This window comes from Acinetobacter sp. LoGeW2-3 (assembly GCF_002688565.1).
GTDB lineage: Bacteria > Pseudomonadota > Gammaproteobacteria > Pseudomonadales > Moraxellaceae > Acinetobacter.
In genome coordinates this window covers 2,907,007-2,923,919 of sequence record NZ_CP024011.1, presented here as the reverse complement: position 1 = coordinate 2,923,919, position 16,913 = coordinate 2,907,007, and the positions used below count along the sequence as shown (strand labels likewise).

Annotated in this window: 18 protein-coding genes and 1 other RNA gene; 13 read left to right on the top strand and 6 right to left on the bottom strand. The window is 41.6% G+C overall.

Annotated features, from left to right (window positions below):
* Positions 1-2: 2 nt before the first annotated feature.
* The 8 genes from BS636_RS14210 to lpxA all read left to right on the top strand — a co-directional run bounded on the left by BS636_RS14210 (position 3) and on the right by lpxA (position 8,863).
* Entirely contained in the window at positions 3-827 is an 825-nt protein-coding gene (locus BS636_RS14210; protein WP_099339373.1) for a phosphatidate cytidylyltransferase, read from the top strand.
* Entirely contained in the window at positions 828-2,024 is a 1,197-nt protein-coding gene (ispC, locus tag BS636_RS14205) for a 1-deoxy-D-xylulose-5-phosphate reductoisomerase (RefSeq protein ID WP_099339372.1), read from the top strand.
* Between the two features lie 3 nt (positions 2,025-2,027).
* Complete coding sequence (gene rseP, locus BS636_RS14200; RefSeq protein WP_099339371.1) at positions 2,028-3,383, top strand: RIP metalloprotease RseP; 1,356 nt, start codon at positions 2,028-2,030, stop codon at positions 3,381-3,383.
* Between the two features lie 40 nt (positions 3,384-3,423).
* Complete coding sequence (gene bamA / locus BS636_RS14195) at positions 3,424-5,925, top strand: outer membrane protein assembly factor BamA (protein WP_099339370.1); 2,502 nt, start codon at positions 3,424-3,426, stop codon at positions 5,923-5,925.
* 90 nt (positions 5,926-6,015) lie between these two features.
* Entirely contained in the window at positions 6,016-6,513 is a 498-nt protein-coding gene (locus tag BS636_RS14190; protein ID WP_099339369.1) for an OmpH family outer membrane protein, read from the top strand.
* 3 nt (positions 6,514-6,516) lie between these two features.
* Positions 6,517-7,587, top strand: coding sequence for a UDP-3-O-(3-hydroxymyristoyl)glucosamine N-acyltransferase (gene lpxD / locus BS636_RS14185; protein WP_099339368.1), 1,071 nt, complete (start codon positions 6,517-6,519; stop codon positions 7,585-7,587).
* Between the two features lie 5 nt (positions 7,588-7,592).
* Positions 7,593-8,078: a 3-hydroxyacyl-ACP dehydratase FabZ gene (gene fabZ, locus BS636_RS14180; RefSeq protein WP_171266097.1), complete on the top strand. Its 486-nt coding sequence runs from the start codon at positions 7,593-7,595 to the stop codon at positions 8,076-8,078.
* The gene (lpxA, locus tag BS636_RS14175) at positions 8,075-8,863 is read left to right on the top strand and encodes an acyl-ACP--UDP-N-acetylglucosamine O-acyltransferase (RefSeq protein WP_099339366.1); all 789 of its coding nucleotides are present in this window, start codon (positions 8,075-8,077) and stop codon (positions 8,861-8,863) included. Before fabZ ends, lpxA begins: the two co-directional genes overlap by 4 nt.
* Positions 8,864-8,922: 59 nt before the next feature.
* Here the strand turns inward: lpxA and BS636_RS14170 are convergent, their stop codons facing one another.
* Positions 8,923-9,741 (bottom strand): YbgF trimerization domain-containing protein, encoded by an 819-nt coding sequence (locus BS636_RS14170; protein WP_099339365.1) that lies wholly within the window; start codon positions 9,739-9,741, stop codon positions 8,923-8,925.
* A 293-nt stretch (positions 9,742-10,034) separates the two neighbouring features.
* On the opposite strand from BS636_RS14170, the gene ffs reads away from it, so the two are divergent.
* An RNA gene (gene ffs, locus BS636_RS14165) (signal recognition particle sRNA small type) lies at positions 10,035-10,131 on the top strand.
* Positions 10,132-10,692: 561 nt separating this feature from the next.
* Here ffs and BS636_RS14160 read toward each other — a convergent pair.
* The 4 genes from BS636_RS14160 to BS636_RS14145 all read right to left on the bottom strand — a co-directional run bounded on the left by BS636_RS14160 (position 10,693) and on the right by BS636_RS14145 (position 13,695).
* A complete protein-coding gene (locus tag BS636_RS14160; protein ID WP_099339364.1) occupies positions 10,693-11,310 on the bottom strand; it encodes a regulatory protein RecX in 618 nt (205 codons plus the stop codon).
* 76 nt (positions 11,311-11,386) lie between these two features.
* A complete protein-coding gene (recA, locus tag BS636_RS14155) occupies positions 11,387-12,430 on the bottom strand; it encodes a recombinase RecA (RefSeq protein ID WP_099339363.1) in 1,044 nt (347 codons plus the stop codon).
* Between the two features lie 145 nt (positions 12,431-12,575).
* Positions 12,576-13,016: an RNA-binding S4 domain-containing protein gene (locus BS636_RS14150; RefSeq protein ID WP_099339362.1), complete on the bottom strand. Its 441-nt coding sequence runs from the start codon at positions 13,014-13,016 to the stop codon at positions 12,576-12,578.
* The gene (locus BS636_RS14145; protein ID WP_099339361.1) at positions 13,009-13,695 is read right to left on the bottom strand and encodes an HAD-IA family hydrolase; all 687 of its coding nucleotides are present in this window, start codon (positions 13,693-13,695) and stop codon (positions 13,009-13,011) included. The genes BS636_RS14150 and BS636_RS14145 overlap by 8 nt, the downstream gene beginning before the upstream one ends.
* A 12-nt stretch (positions 13,696-13,707) precedes the next feature.
* Between BS636_RS14145 and BS636_RS14140 the strand changes: the two genes are divergently transcribed.
* The 3 genes from BS636_RS14140 to BS636_RS16580 all read left to right on the top strand — a co-directional run bounded on the left by BS636_RS14140 (position 13,708) and on the right by BS636_RS16580 (position 15,613).
* A complete protein-coding gene (locus BS636_RS14140) occupies positions 13,708-14,559 on the top strand; it encodes a 3'(2'),5'-bisphosphate nucleotidase CysQ family protein (protein WP_099339360.1) in 852 nt (283 codons plus the stop codon).
* Positions 14,560-14,619: 60 nt separating this feature from the next.
* Positions 14,620-15,369 carry a histidine phosphatase family protein gene (locus BS636_RS14135; protein ID WP_099339359.1) on the top strand — a complete coding sequence of 250 codons (750 nt, stop codon included), beginning with the start codon at positions 14,620-14,622 and terminating at the stop codon, positions 15,367-15,369.
* A gap of 121 nt (positions 15,370-15,490) precedes the next feature.
* Positions 15,491-15,613, top strand: a complete 123-nt coding sequence (locus tag BS636_RS16580; RefSeq protein ID WP_265735287.1) for a hypothetical protein — start codon at positions 15,491-15,493, stop codon at positions 15,611-15,613.
* Between the two features lie 140 nt (positions 15,614-15,753).
* Here BS636_RS16580 and rpsT read toward each other — a convergent pair whose 3' ends face one another.
* Positions 15,754-16,023, bottom strand: coding sequence for a 30S ribosomal protein S20 (gene rpsT / locus BS636_RS14130; protein ID WP_099339358.1), 270 nt, complete (start codon positions 16,021-16,023; stop codon positions 15,754-15,756).
* Between the two features lie 214 nt (positions 16,024-16,237).
* Here rpsT and BS636_RS14125 point away from each other — a divergent pair, with 214 nt between their 5' ends.
* On the top strand, positions 16,238-16,903 hold the full coding sequence (locus BS636_RS14125) for an NAD-dependent epimerase/dehydratase family protein (protein ID WP_099339357.1): 666 nt from the start codon (positions 16,238-16,240) through the stop codon (positions 16,901-16,903).
* Positions 16,904-16,913: the final 10 nt, after the last annotated feature.

Here is a 16,913-nt window from a genome sequence, read left to right as displayed (position 1 = left end):
ACATGTTAGAGCGGATTATAACCGCATTGGTATTGGTGGCTGTTGTACTCAGTTGTATGTTTGCCACTACCTCATATTATCCAATGTTTGTGTTGATGGTCGTTGCTGCAGGCGTTGCCGGTTATGAGTGGTTCAAACTCATGCCACGCCAAGGGAAAAAAGTAATTAAGCCATTTGCTTGGGGTTATGGTTTAATCACCGCAGTTCTTTCAGCACTTGCATTATATTTTGCAGACATCTCCATGCTGCTATGGGCAGCTTCTATTCTAACCTGGATCCTCAGCATCTATTGGGTCAAATCCTATCCGGAATATGATGGCTGGTACAATGTCAGTTTAAATGGCATTGGCGTGATCTTAATTTCAGCAGCTGTCACTGCGATCTATTCAGTTTGGCAGAATTCACCATGGTGGTTGATGTATCTGTTCCTGTTGGTTTGGGGTGCAGATAGTGGTGCTTATTTTGTTGGACGCAAGTTAGGTAATAAAAAGCTTGCCCCAAATGTCAGTCCAAACAAATCGGTTGAAGGTTTGTATGGCGGTATCGTGACTTCGATGCTGATTGTCATTACAGTGGCATTACTTTACCTCGATATCAGTGTTCCTGAGCTGATTTTATTCCTGATTTTGTCGGTATTAACCGTATTTAGTTCTGTGCTAGGCGATTTGTTTGAATCAATGATCAAACGTCGTGCTGGTATTAAAGATTCAGGTCGTATTCTGCCAGGACATGGTGGTGTACTGGACCGGATTGATTCTCTCCTTGCTGCAGCACCGATTTTTGCTGCAGGCATGTATGTTTTAAAACTTATTGGCGTAGATTTATAAATGTCACAAGCTGTTTGTATATTAGGTGCTACAGGTTCCATTGGTCAAAGTACTTTAAAAATCCTGCAGCGACATCCTGAAGCCTACAGCGTATATGCTGTGACTGCACAAAGCCGTATTGCAGAACTGGTCGAAATTTGTAAGCAGTTCCGACCGAAAATTGCTGTAGTGCCAACATCTAAAGTCGATGAACTGGCAGAATTACTGAAACAACAGCAATTATCCGACATTGAAATTCTCCACGATGAAGCGGGTTTGATCGCAGTCGCCGAACATCCAGAAGTGGATGTAGTGATGGCGGCCATTGTTGGCGCTGCTGGTCTGTTGCCAACGTTGGCTGCGGTCAAAGCGGGTAAACGGGTATTACTGGCCAATAAAGAAGCCTTGGTGATGTCAGGTGACATCATGATGCAGGCCGCCCGTGACCATGGGGCTTTATTGCTACCTGTGGACTCAGAACACAATGCAATTTTTCAGTGTTTACCTGCCAATTACTTCGATGCTGAACGCAATGGTAAGCCTAAACTGGGTGTACAGCAGATTCTGCTGACTGCATCAGGTGGTCCATTCCTAAATCATACACTTGATCAGCTGCAAACTGTTACACCAGCTCAAGCCTGCAAACATCCTAACTGGTCGATGGGACAAAAAATCTCGGTAGATTCCGCAACTTTGATGAATAAAGGCTTAGAACTGATTGAAGCCTGTCATTTATTTGCGGTAAAAGAACAATTTGTTACAGTTGTTGTGCATCCACAGAGTATTATTCACTCCATGGTTCAATATGTAGATGGTTCAACTTTGGCGCAAATGGGTAATCCGGATATGTGTACCCCGATTGCACATGCCTTGGCATGGCCAGAGCGGATCAGTACTCATGTCGCGCCATTAGATTTATTTGTACATTCACAACTGAATTTCCAGCAACCGGATACCCAGCGTTTTCCTGCATTAAAACTTGCACGTCAAGCGATGCAGCAAGGCGGAATTACACCTGCAATTCTGAATGCAGCCAATGAAATTGCCGTAGCAGCATTTTTGCATGAAAAAATTGCTTTCACACAAATTCCTCAGGTAGTTGAACATACGCTGAATTCGATGGACAATCAGACAGCAGATCAGCTGGAAGTGATTCTTGAGGCTGATCAGCAGGCGCGTGATATCGCACGTCAATTCGTTGTGAATAAAGGAAGTTAAGACATGAACGCCTTGTTTATTATCGCAGCTGCAATTCTGTTATTGGGTCCATTGATTGCGATCCATGAATTTGGACACTACTTTGTAGCGCGAAAACTTGGCGTGAAGGTGCTGGTTTATTCGATTGGCTTTGGCCCAACGCTGATCAAATGGACTTCAAAGAAATCTGGTATTCAGTATCAGCTTTCTGCTTTGCCGTTTGGCGGCTATGTCAAAATGCTGGATGAGCGTGAGGGTGAGGTTCCTGAAGAAGAAAAGCCTAAAGCATTTAATCGTCAACATCCATGGAAGCGTATCGCTATTGTTGCAGCGGGTCCGTTAATCAATCTTTTCTTTGCCGTGATCCTGTTCTGGATTTTATTTCTGCCAGCGCAAGAGCAATTAAACACTCGTGTGGGACAAGTGCTTCCTAATACACCTGCTGCTACGGTACAGATGCAGCAAGGTGACAAAATCACTGCGGTTGATGGGACTCAAGTTGCGACTTGGGAAAAGCTGAATTATGCCTTGGTGGATCGTGTCGGTGAAACCGGACAAATTTCGATTCAGGCTGAACGTAATGGACAGCTAAAAAACTTTAATCTACCAATTCAGAACTTCCTAAAGGATCAATCACAATCTCCATTAGATACTTTGGGTTTTATACCGTATCGTCCTGAGATTCCGGCAGTGGTGTCTAAGCTGAGTGAAGATGGTGCTGCGATCCGTCAAGGGATGAAAGAAGGTGATAAGATCATTGCCATTGATGGTGTGGCGATGAAAAACTGGTTTGATGTAGTACAAGTGGTACAGGCATCACCAGAAAAATTACTAAAAATAGAGGTGTTGCGTAATAACCAGGTGGTGCATTTGCAGGTGATGCCACAGGCGAAACGTGACAATATGGGTAAAGTGACCGGTATGCTGGGTGTACAAAGTGACCCAGGCAAAATCACCATTCCGGCAGAATACAAACAAACAATTCAATATAGTCCGACTGAAGCATTGGTCATGGCTTTTGATAAAACTACGCAGCTATCTTCCATGATCCTGAATTCGATCGTGAAAATGGTACGTGGGCTGATCGGTCTGGATAATTTATCTGGTCCAATCACGATTGCTAAAGTGGCAGGTCAAAGCGCGGAAATGGGATGGCAAACTTTTATTTCCTTTATGGCGCTAATGAGTGTAAGTTTAGGGATATTAAATTTACTGCCGATTCCAATGCTTGATGGCGGACATCTGGTTTACTATTTTATCGAATTATTACGTGGTAAACCTGTTTCTGAACAAATACAATTGGTTGGCTTAAAAATTGGTATGGTATTGCTGGGTAGTATGATGTTACTCGCACTATTCAATGATTTTATGCGTTTATAACAACGTAGATGGAATAAATTAACAAGCGGAAAAGACTGGCATGCAGCACACACATTTATTTATGCCTTTGGCACTCGTTAGTGCTATGGCAGTTGCACAACAAGTATATGCGGCAGATGAGTTCGTAGTACAAGATATAAAATTTGACGGACTGGTTCGTCTCACTCCCGAAAATGTGTATGGCCTGGTGCCAATCAATAGTGGTGATCGTGTCAATGATCCTATTATTGCCAATGCGATCCGTAGTCTGTACGCCTCAGGTTTGTTTGATGACATTAAGGCAACACAAGCTGGTAATACCTTAATATTCCAGGTTGTTGAACGCCCTGTTATTTCCAAGATTGAACTGAAAGGTAACAAGCTGATTCCAAAAGAAGCTTTGGAAGAAGGTTTGAAAAAAATGGGTCTCACGGAAGGTGAGGTCCTGAAAAAATCTGCACTGCAAACTGTAGAAACCGAGCTTGAACAGCAATACATGCAACAAGGTCGTTATGACGCAGATATTACAGTTAAGACTACGCCAAAGCCTAACAACCGTGTCGATCTGCTGATTGAATTTGTTGAAGGTAAGGCTGCCAAAGTTTTTGACATCAACATCATTGGTAATACAGTCTTTAAAGAAGATGAGATCAAGCAGGCTTTCGCAATTAAGGAAAGCTCTTGGAATTCGATTATTTCCCGCAATGATCGCTATGCACGTGAAAAAATGGCAGCGAGCCTTGAAGCTTTGCGTGCCATGTACCTGAACCGTGGTTATATCAACTTCAATATTAATAACTCGAGCCTGAACCTGAGTGAAGATAAAAAGCATGTCTTCATTGAAGTATCTGTAGATGAAGGTGAACAGTTCAAGTTTGGTGAAACCAAATTCTTGGGCGATGCACTTTACTCAACGGATGAGCTGAAAGTTTTACAACTATATAAAAACGGTGAAATCTATTCACAAGAAAAAGTGAATGCCGTTAAGCAGTTGTTACTACGTAAATATGGTAATGCCGGTTACTACTTCGCAGAAGTAAATGTGGTTCCAGAAATTAATAAAGACACCAAACTGGTTGATTTGAACTATTACATCAATCCAGGTCAGCAGGTGACTGTACGTCGCATTAATTTCACTGGTAATAGCAAAACTGCAGATGAAGTATTACGTCGTGAAATGCGCCAAATGGAAAGCGCACTGGCAAGCAATGAAAAAATTGACCTGTCTAAAGTGCGTTTAGAGCGTACAGGTTTCTTTAAAACCGTCGACATCAAACCGGCGCGTATTCCAGGTTCACCAGACCAGATTGATTTAAATGTGGCAGTTGAAGAACAGCATTCTGGTACCAGTACTCTGGCTGTTGGTTTCTCTCAAAGTGGCGGTGTGACTTTTCAGGCGGGTTTAAGCCAAACGAACTTCTTGGGTACAGGGAATAGTGTTGCAATTGACTTATCTCGCTCTGAAACACAAGACTACTATAATTTAAGTGTAACCGATCCGTACTTCACCATTGATGGTGTACGTCGTGGTTATAACCTCTACTATCGCAAAACTAAGTTGGATGATGACTATAACGTTAACAACTATGTGACGGATAGTTTCGGTGGTGGTATTAACTTTGGTTATCCGATTGATGAAAATCAGAGCTTAAGTATTGGTTTGAATATTGATCAGACTGATGTTACTACAGGTCCATATGTTTCTACATATGTACGTGATTATCTACTTGCAAATGGTGGTCAAGATTCGGGCATTGGACGTTATTGTCCTCAAGGATTATCTACTACAGATGGTAAATGTGGTCCTAATGATGATCAGTGGCAAACATATGCAAATGAGTTTAAGGGTGATTTCTTAACCTATAATTTAAATTTAGGTTGGTCATATAATACTTTGAACCGTCCAATGTTCCCGACATCTGGTGTTTCACACCGTGTTAACGGTGAAGTGGCATTGCCAGGTAGTGATGTTGAATATCAAAAAATCACTTATGATGCACAAGCATTCTTCCCATTAGGTAGAGACTTCGTACTACGTGGTTATGGTAAGTTAGGTTATGGTAATGATCTGCCTTTCTATAAGAACTTCTATGCAGGTGGCTTTGGTTCGGTTCGTGGTTATGAAAACAGTACGCTTGGTCCAAGATATCCAGGCGTTGCTTATAGTGAATCCAAACAACGTGATTATGACCCTGAAGAAGTAGGTGGTAATGCGTTAGTGCAGTTTGGTGCTGAATTGGTATTACCTGTTCCGTTTAAAGGGGATTGGGCACGTCAAGTTCGACCAGTAATCTTTGCTGAAGGTGCGCAAGTTTTCGATACACAATGTACAGTGCCTCGCGGCAGCCTATATCTAAATGAAAACAATCCTGATGTAGATGCCAAAAAATATTGTAAAGATAATTTTGATTTTGATACAGAAAATATGCGTTATAGCGTAGGTGCTGGATTCACATGGATTACCATGATTGGCCCATTATCACTTAGCTATGCCTTCCCATTAAATGAGAAGAAAGGCGACGATACCAAGAATATCCAATTCGAAATTGGTCGTACTTTCTAATTTAATTCACCAAAGTGAATATTACTTGGTCTTGTAGAGTAGTAAGAAATTACTATTCACAAGACCATTTTTATGGATAGAGAAATACAGATGAAAAAAATGATAGTGGCGATGGGTATCGCTATAGCAACTTTAACTTCGACGGTGCAAGCAGCCGGAGTTGGTGTAATAGATCTGGAACGTCTGGTAGAAAATAGTAGTTATCTAAAACAGCAGAACACGACTTTCCAGCAGAATATTAAGCCGCAAACAACCAAAATTGAACAGCTTAATAAGGAATTAGAAGCTATTCAACAGCGTGCTCAGGCCAATCCAAATATGAGTGCGGCAGACAAGAAAAAGATTGAAGAGCAATATCAGGCAAAATTTAAAGAATTAGGTCAATTACAGCAATCTGTACAGGCGAGTGCGCAAAGTTCTATTCAGCAAGTTCGTACGATATTTGATGCACGTGTAAAACAAGTCGCTGAACAGTTACGTCAAGAAAATAAGCTGGATGTGGTTTTGAATAAAAATAGCGCGCTTGCCTATGACCCTAAGTATGATTTAACTGATAAAATGATTCAAAAGGTTAATGCAATTAAATAATCAATGAATCATCAACAGCTTCTATTAGCTGACCTCGCTCGTCTAGTACAAGGTGAGTGTGTGGGTCAGGCCGATTTGCAGTTAAGAGGCTTGGCGAGTCTTGAGCATGCAACATCACAAGATTTGGCATTTGTTACTGCTGACAAATATCTTGAGCAGGCGGCTCAAAGCCAGGCGGGTGCCCTGATTGTGACTGCTGAGCTGAAAGAGCAGCTCAGTTCACATCAGAATTTTATTGTCGTGGCGAATCCTTATCTTGCTTTTGCAATGCTAACGCATGTATTTGAAAAAAAGCAGACCCAGCGTGGTATTGAAAGCACTGCACAGATTCATCCTTCGGCTGTCATCGCGGAGGATGCCTATATTGGCCACTTTGTCGTGATCGGTGAAAATTGTGTAGTAGGGGCTAATACGATTGTACAACCGCATGTGCAAATTGATGATCAGGTTGAAATTGGTAAAGACTGTTTTATTGATGCACATGTGACATTGACCGGTGCTACAAAAATTGGTGACCGGGTGCGTATTCATGCCAATAGCGTTATTGGCAGTGAAGGTTTTGGTTTTGCTCCTTATCAAGGTAAATGGAACCGGATTGCACAATTGGGTTCAGTACACATTGGTGATGATGTTCGTATTGGCTCTAATTGTAGTATTGACCGTGGTGCGCTGGATGACACCATTTTGGAAGATGGCGTCATTATTGATAACCTTGTGCAAGTCGCACATAACGTTAAAATCGGTGCCAATACAGCGATTGCAGCAAAAACTGCAATTGCAGGTAGTACCACGATTGGCAAAAACTGTATCATTGGTGGAGCTACAGCGATTTCAGGACACCTGAATATTGCCGATAATGTATCTTTGACTGGAATGTCAATGGTGACAAATAATATTTCTGAAGCTGGAAAATATTCTTCTGGTATCGGATTGTTTGAAAATCAAAAGTGGAAACGCACTGTGGTTCGTTTAAGACAATTAGCAGATGTGCCATTGACCCAGGTGGTTAAACGCCTTGATCATATGCAGTCTCAAATTGAGTCCATTGAATCAACATTTAAGTTGCGTAAATAATTATGATGACAGAATCGAATTTGCCTACATTCACGAAGCCTGAATTGCCAATGACCATTCAAAAGATTCGTGAATATTTACCACATCGCTATCCGTTCTTGCTTGTGGATCGCGTGGTAGATATTACTGACAATGGCATCGTGGGTTATAAAAACGTTTCAATTAATGAAGAGTTTTTGCAGGGCCATTTTCCGAATTACCCAATTATGCCGGGTGTCTTGATTGTTGAAGCGCTGGCGCAGGTTGCAGGTATTCTTGGTTTCGTCATGAATAATGAGACTCCAACAGAGGGTTCTTTGTTCCTTTTTGCGGGTGCTGAGAAGGTTAGATTTAAAAAACAAGTGGTTGCAGGCGACCAATTGGTATTAAAAGCTGAATTAGTGATGCAAAGACGTGGCATTTACAAATATAATTGTATTGCCACAGTAGATGGCGTAGTCGCAACAACCGCGGAAATTATGGTTTCGCATCAGAAAGTCGAGCAGGCATGAGCAATAACTCCCTTATTCATCCAACTGCCATTATTGACGCATCTGCAGTAATTGCTTCAGATGTTCAAATTGGTCCTTACTGTATCATCGGGCCAAATGTCACTATTGGTACAGGTACTAAACTTCATTCACACGTTGTTGTGGGTGGATACACACGCATTGGCGAACATAATGAGATTTTCCAGTTTGCGAGTGTGGGAGAAGTTTGTCAGGATCTGAAATATGCGGGTGAAGAAACCTGGCTGGAAATTGGCGATCATAACAAGATTCGTGAGCATTGCAGTCTGCATCGCGGTACGGTTCAGGACAATGGTATTACCAAAATTGGCAGTCATAACCTGCTCATGGTAAATACCCATATTGCACATGACTGTATGGTGGGCGATTACAACATCTTTGCCAATAACGTAGGTGTTGCGGGCCACGTCCATGTAGGTGATTATGTGGTGGTTGGTGGTAACTCGGGTATTCATCAATTCTGTAAGATCGATTCTTATAGCATGATTGGCGGTGCATCACTGATTTTGAAAGATGTGCCTGCTTATGTGATGGTTTCCGGTAATCCTGCACATGCATTTGCGATGAATGTAGAAGGGATGCGTCGTAAAGGTTGGTCGAAAAATGTGATCAATGGTCTGCGTGAGGCATTTAAGCTGATTTATAAATCAGGTCTGACTACACAAGAAGCGATTGAAAAAATTCGTACAGAGATTCTGCCAGAAGTCGCTGAAGCACAGCGTTTGCTTGATTCTTTAGAGCAGTCTAAACGCGGTATTGTACGTTAATAAGCTATTTATAAAAAAAGACACCCATTGAGGTGTCTTTTTTTTATTTCTGAATATTTTTATTTAAAGAATTTAGCTTCTTCAGACTGCGGATAATTCTTTAGTAAACGAGCCTTATACTGTGCCGCTAAAGTCTTGTTTTTCTCAACTTCCTCACTGACATTATATAACTGATACAAAGCACGAGCAGCTTTGGCTGAGTTGGGATAACGATCTGCCACAATGGCATAATTTCGCTTCGCTTCGGTGAAGTTCGGCGGATCAATCGACAGGTTGAATTCAGCTAACCAAAAGTAGGCATTACTGATATAGACACTGTTTGGATTGTTCTTGATGAAATTCTGCATCGGTGCAATGGCTTTTGCTGCACCGCCATTCTTATAGGCATCCAGAGCAACGGTATATGCTGCTTTTTCCAGCTCGGAAGGTTGAGCAGACGTTGTGGTAGATGTCTGAGCTTGGCTTAGCTTGCCGTTGCTTGACCCTGAACTGGGTGCAGTATCCTGTTGATTATCCTCCTCAGTGCCTTGTGATTCTGGATCAATCTTCTGCTGTAACAACTCAAAACGTTGATCAAGATCGGCATAGCGATTCGCAAGTTCACTTTTCAGTGATTGAATTTCATTGTCCTGTTCTTCAATCTTGCCGCGTAAACTACGGATGTCATTTTCCAGTTGCTGATTTTTTTGCAGTAATTGCCAGCTCATATTGGTTTGTACCGGCGTATCTACCCCTGAAGCAATTGCAGGCATGGTACTGGCAGGTGCTGAGCCATTACCACTTTGGCTTAAACCGCGAGATTCAATCGGGACTGCAGCAAAGAGTGGAGTGGTGCAGAGCATGCTGAGTGTGTATAAGACATGTTTTTTAAACATCATCTATTCTATCCATATTGTTTTGAATGGACCGACGTTCAATGCGGTCAATCAAATAAATTATTCAATGTATATGCCACACATTTAAAACGGCATTGCAGGGAATTGCAACATGCTTTTACAAAGTTAGAGGGGTTTTCCGGACAGGAATTTGTATCTCAGATTTACAGAAAATCCTGAATTAATCCTACATTGTTTTTAAAATAATCAAACGGATAGCTTATCCTAGATTTTTCGGTATTCTTACTTGCAAGTTGATTAAAAATCTCTATACTCTGTTCTTGCAATGGTAGCCCTGCCGGTTACTTCGCAATTACGGTTTACGAACCCCGCCAGGACCGGAAGGTAGCAACGGTAGTAGATTTGTGATGTGCCGAAGCTTTGCTGGTAGGGTTGCCACCATTTTTATAATAAAAACTATGCAAACTTCTTTTACGAGTTCTACCACTCTATATTTTAAAATCACACGTAGTATTTTCTATGTGGTGGTTGTATTTCTATCTGTTTTAACCCCCTTATTACTCATTCAATTTCAATCACTCAATATTCAAATTTTTCGGGTCATATTGTGTGCTGTAATTTGCTGTCTGTCTTTTTTGTATATAGTTCGATTATGGCGTTATCGAATAGAGTTAGATGCAAATAGTTTAAGCATTCATGGTTTTAAAACTACAGTCATCGCACTATCGCAAATTGAAAAAGTTAATGAGCGGACAGTGAATGGCTTTATGCATATCAATCTTTTTCTAAAAGGACGGAATAAACCTCAATTTAGGCTTTATGAATGTTTAGATCGTTATGATGAACTTCGTACCTTTTTCTTTGAAAAATATCCGTATGCTCTCTATTACTCGAAATGATTTGAAAAGCTTTTCTTGATAAGACTGACTACAGTGTTATGAGTAATATTTAACTCGAAAACTTGGAGATTGTTTAGTCAAATGCAGATGGCTATTAATCTTCAGTTTTACGACTAATGGCTTTTATAATCGCATCCATTTCAAAACCGCGATACATCAAAAAGCGAATTTGTTTGGCTTTGATTTTAGGATCTTTAGTGACTTCAGTACCATATTTTTTGACCTTCAGCTCATAAGCTTGCTGAACCCAGTCGGTTTCTTTGAGTTCATCGAGAATCAAAGCTGTATCAATCTTTTTACTTTTGAGCTTCATTTTAATTTGATTTGGGCCTTTGCCTTTGCGCTTTTGGCTAGAAAGCAAAGTTTCTGCGACACGTTGGTCACTTTGGTAATTCTCGCGGGAAAGCTCATCCACAAGCTCTAGCACTTCAGCGCGATCTTCTGCATATAAGCATAGTTTTTCGATCAGTTCTGCTTTGGCATATTCTTTACGGGTCAGTACCGCAAAGGCATAAGAACGCAAACGGGAGCCAGTTAAGCCCGGTTTCTTTTTATCTTCCTGCTTGTCACCAAATAAGCTTTCTTCAGGATCAAACTCAGGTAGGGTATCAGCTTGGGCAGTAACTACTGGCTGCGAGACTTCATCAGCATCACCAAACTGCTGCTTGATCGCTTCATAATCCAGGAGCTTAGTGAACTTTGCATCTGACATAGTGAACCCAATTCATCTTATTACATCACCATAATAACAAAACGCCCCGTAGGGCGCTCTGTAAGACGTTTAAGGATTATGCATCCAGAAAATCTGCTGGCTCTTCTTCATCTTTTTCTTCCACAGGAACGGCTTTAGTTAACAGCTGTTCGCGTAAAAGTTTCTCGATGGTTTCAGCAAGCTCTTTATGCTCTTCCAAATAACGAATCGTGTTATTTTTACCTTGGCCAATCTTGTCACCTTGATATGAATACCAAGCACCTGCTTTATTCACAATATCCTGTTGCACAGCAAGATCAATCAATTCACCAAGATGGTTCACACCTTTACCGTAAAGAATCTGGAATAACGCTTCTTTAAATGGAGGCGCCATTTTGTTTTTCACGACTTTCACTTTAGTCTCCGAACCAACAATTTCGTCGCCTTCTTTCACTTGACCGATACGACGGATATCAAGACGAACAGAAGCATAGAATTTCAGTGCATTACCACCAGTCGTGGTTTCAGGGCTACCGAACATCACACCAATCTTCATACGGATCTGGTTAATGAAGATCACCATACAGTTTGAACGCTTTGCGTTACCTGTAATTTTACGCAGTGCCTGACTCATCAAACGTGCTTGCAGACCCATGTGCGAGTCGCCCATTTCACCTTCAATCTCAGCGCGAGGTGTTAGGGCAGCAACGGAGTCGACAACGATCAGGTCAATCGCACCTGAACGTACCAGCATGTCAGCAATTTCAAGTGCCTGTTCACCGTGGTCTGGCTGTGATACCAACAGGTTGTCGATATCTACACCGAGCTTACGTGCATATTGAGGGTCAAGTGCGTGCTCGGCATCGATGAATGCACAAGTACCACCGGCTTTTTGACATTCAGCAATTGCTTGTAATGTCATTGTGGTTTTACCTGATGATTCAGGACCGTAGATTTCTACGATACGGCCTTTAGGTAAACCACCAATACCGAGTGCGATATCAAGCGTTAAAGAACCTGTAGAAACAGCTTCAACTGCCTGAACGGTATTGTCACCAAGACGCATTACTGTATTTTTACCAAACTGTTTTTCAATTTGGCTTAAGGCAGCGTTGAGCGCCTTGTTTTTATTCTCATCCATCTTACAACCTCAATACGATGTCACTTACTTAGTACTCAAGTGGATGTCTTAAATTAGATCTCTTTCCACAGGGGTAATAGTGACAGAAAATTCCCTGATATTCTATAAAAGTCAGTGCATGAACGACATACGCTGACGCTTGAATTTAATCATCATTATACGACCAATGCTGGTCAAATAACTGACTATTTTCGTCTCTAAATCTACTAATGTCACGGCGATCTTTTTTGCTTGGTCGGTGATCCGGACGAGCTAGATTATGCAACTTTCTTTGTGATGCAATCAATTCCCGTCGAGCAATACTGACTTCAGTTTCTTCATAAAGTTTTTGCGCAACTGGTGCAGGTCCACGAACATCAGACAGCTCTTTGACAACAACCGTTTTTTTGTCGATGCCTTGTTGAACTGTAATTTCCATGCCGATCCGGACTTCGCGAGAGACTTTGACACGTTCGCCGCCAATATGCACTTTACCGCCTTCAATGGCATTCTTGGCAATGGAACGGGTTTTAAAAAAACGTGCTGCCCACAGCCATTTGTCTATACGCATGCCTACCGCATCTTCGGGTAAAGACGATTTACGCATATTGCTTGTTTACCTCAGCCTGATTTAAATAAGGGATTAAATCTGTTAATTGGTGCAGCATCGGGTAATTGCAAGTCTCGCGGGCAACTTTGCTGGAAGAGGGTTGCTGGATACTAAACAGGTTCTGAATACCATAGGCTTTGGCACCATTTAGGACTTTTTCAGTATCATCAATAAAATACACTTGCTCAGGGGCAAAAGGATATAGCGCATTTAAACCTTGCCAAAACTCAACAAATTCCTTGGCATGGCCAATCGTTTCTGAGCTGACAATCACATCAAAATAATCTCTAAGTTGAGTATGTTCTAGCTTGAAATTTAAGCCTGCGCAGTCAGCATTAGTCGCTAACCAGATCGGGTAACCATTAGCCTTGAGATAATCCAGTAACTCAAGTGCCTGCGGTCTTAATGCCACTTTCGATTTATGCTCGATTTGCATCGCCAAAACATCAACTTCGACTTTAGACGTCCAGAAGCGCGATGAGTACCAGTTTAGGGTATGATTATGTTCTTGATAGAATGAATATAACGTTGTTCGGCTTTGCTCCAGGCTGCAGCCATGCGTTTCAGCATAACGAACGGGAAGCAGGTCATTCCAGATGAAATCGTCATAAGCAAGATCAAGTAGGGTTCCATCCATATCAAAAATAATGGGCGGCTTTTCTGAGCAATTCGGCATATAAGGTTTTCTATGTTTAAAGCAGCAACAGCACCACAAGATCCAATGATTTTGCAGTTTGTGCCCATTTTGACACAAGCCTGTGAAATTTTGCGAGAAGAATATCAGCAGTATTGTTCCGGTGCGGTTTTTGACATTGAAACAAAAAAAGATGATTCGCCAGTCACACAGGCCGATTATCGAGTCAATACTTTTCTAACCCAAGCCCTTGCTGAAATTTCTGATTTACCTTTACTTTCTGAAGAAGGTAAGCAAGATGGACGAGATGAATGGTCAGCATTCTGGTTGCTTGATCCTCTGGATGGTACTAAAGAGTTTCTACATAAGCGCCCAGAATTCACCATTAACCTGAGTCTGGTCACAGGCAATTTGACAACTTTTGCCATTCTTGCCATTCCGGCACAACAGCTGGTCTATTTCTGTCCAGAACAGGGTATGCCTTTAAAATATGATATTCAGCAAAATCATTGGTATGAATATACTCATGCAACTCAAGAAGACATAGTGCATGTAGGCCTGAGTCAGAGCAGTCAGAAAAAGCCAAAGTATGCGACTTATCTGGAAAGCCTGGCTAAATTTACAGATTTTGATGAGTTTAAGGCGGGCAGTGCTTATAAATTTTGTATGATTCTGGAGGATCAGGTGGATATCTATCCGCGTTTCCATCCGACCTGCGAATGGGATACCAGCGCCGGACAATGCCTGCTGGAGCGCATTGGTGGTGGGTTGGTGGATTTCCAAGGTCGACCATTTAGCTATAATCAGCGCGAAACCTTATTAAATGGCGGTTTTATTGCATATAAGACCAAAGATATGAAGATATTGGCATTTAAGGCACTGGCTGACATGCAAGACAGTAATTGAGCTGTGTAATGTTCATGTTATAGTGAAGAAGATTCCGTTGATAGACCAGTTGGCAAGATTGTGGCATTAAAACTGCTTCCACCAAGTATGCTCAGTGCAATAGATTTATTGCCTGATACCAAGACGCCTGTGACCCTGTTTACGCGCCATTCCTTGCGCGAAGAGGTCGCCGGTCAGGGACTGGCAGGCTATGACTTGCAACTGACGCCACAAGGGCGCGATCTGGCGCAGGAGTGGGGCGCTTATTTGGTCAATCAGACCGATCGACATATTCAGCACTGTATTTCCAGTCCGATTCAGCGTTGTGTTGATACTGCAGCACTGATGATTGAAGGGGCGGATGCAACCAATAAAGCATCTCATACCCATAATATTGAAATCGTCGAGCAAGGCTTGTTAGTCGAACCTGGTAGCTTTGTACTGGATATCCAGAAAGCAGGGCCATATTTCAAGAAACAGGGTGCATTAGGCTTTATCAATAGCTTTGTGAATAATGCCTTACCAGGTATGAAGCATCCAATTCGTGGCGTTGTTGATGTGCTGGAGCTCATCTATAACACGCATCCAAAGACACCGTATGGACTCAGTCTGGCGGTAAGTCATGACACGATTCTGGCTGCTATGATTGCAGTAATGTCAGGTCATCAGGAAGTCAGTCGAGAAGACTGGCCAAAAATGATGGAAGGTCTGTTTGTCTGGTTTGAAGGCGATGTATTCGAAGAGTCTAAACTGAAATGGATCTGGCGCGGTAAAGTACATGAACTGGATATTTCTCAGTTTCAGAATGCAGAATTAAAAGCCAAAAAATAAGTTAAAAGCTTAATTAATTCGATTGAGCTTTTTTACATTTATTGTATGAAAGTGAAATAGAGTAACAATGAAATATCACTATGCTGATATTTAAATCAATATTTAAGGCATAGGAATGGTCATGAAAATAATCACAATTTTAAGCTTAGTTCTTTTGGTTGGCTTAACTGGGTGTCAGCGTGATACAGATAATGCAGAACAGGACAAAACCACGACACCGCATTCTATGGACAAAGATGAATAATTTATTCTGGTTTTGTGAGATAGAAAGATTTCTGTAATTAAGACCAAGAAATTTTCTTGTGTTAAAAATTATTATATTTCTATTTGGTATCAAATTTTGGGCACAAAAAAAGCCCTAAAAAGGGCTTTTTTCATTTGCGATTAGTTAGAAGCTAATGCTTTAACTTGCGCGTTCAAACGGCTCTTATGACGAGCTGCTTTGTTTTTATGGATGATACCTTTGTCAGCCATACGGTCGATTACTGGAACAGCTTTTTTGTAAGCTTTAGTAGCAACAGCATAGTCGCCAGCAGCAATAGCAGCTACTGTACGTTTAAGATATGTACGAACCATAGAACGCAAGCTTGCGTTGTGTTTGCGTGCTTTAACGTTTTGACGAGCACGTTTTTTAGCTTGAGCAGAGTTTGCCACTCGTGCACTCCTTGAAATAGATTGGTCTGGGCGGGCTGAAACTCAACTGAAAACCAACATCAGAAGAACTATCACCAGCCCGTAAACAAGTGCCATATTTTGAGGAAACTGAGGGCTTAAGTCAAGTCTTGACATGCTTTGACAACATTTTAGTTGCAGAAAAATTCTAAAGAAAACGTTAGATTAGTATTCAGGCAGGGAGATCGTACAAAAAATGACTAAAACCATAACATATCCAATCATCATTGGTGCCACTGGTCTGGTGGGTAAGACCTTGGTACAACAGCTGGTCAATGAGCCAAGCTGCAAGCGTATTAGTGTGGTAGTACGCAAGCATCAGCCAGAGTTTGAGCAATGGCCCAAAGTCAAACAACTAGTCTTTGAGGATTTCCTGATGCTGAATGATCAGGATGTCAGTGGGCATACACATGCCTTCAGTTGTCTGGGTACCACATTAAAGCAGGCTGGTTCTAAGGATGCTTTTTATAATGTGGACTACACGATTAATGCTCATTTTGCCGAGTTGGTTCAGCAGACGGATGCACATTATCTGTTAATCAGTGCAATGGGGGCGAATGCTGAATCCTGGTTTTTCTATAATCGGGTCAAAGGCGAACTGGAAGACTATATTCAGACTCTAACTTTAGAGCGCATCAGTCTGATCCGGCCATCTTTGTTAATTGGTGAACGAGGTCATCAGCGCTTATTAGAAGATGCTGCCCAAAATCTTTATGGCAAGTTTTCGCATTTGGTACCCGATTCTTTTAAATACAAGCCAGTGACAGCCGAGCAAGTAGCTCATACTATGGTATATGCAGCCCTGAATCAGACTGTAAAATTTGAAATTTATGATAATTTAGCCATACAAAAAATGAAATGAGGGTAAAATC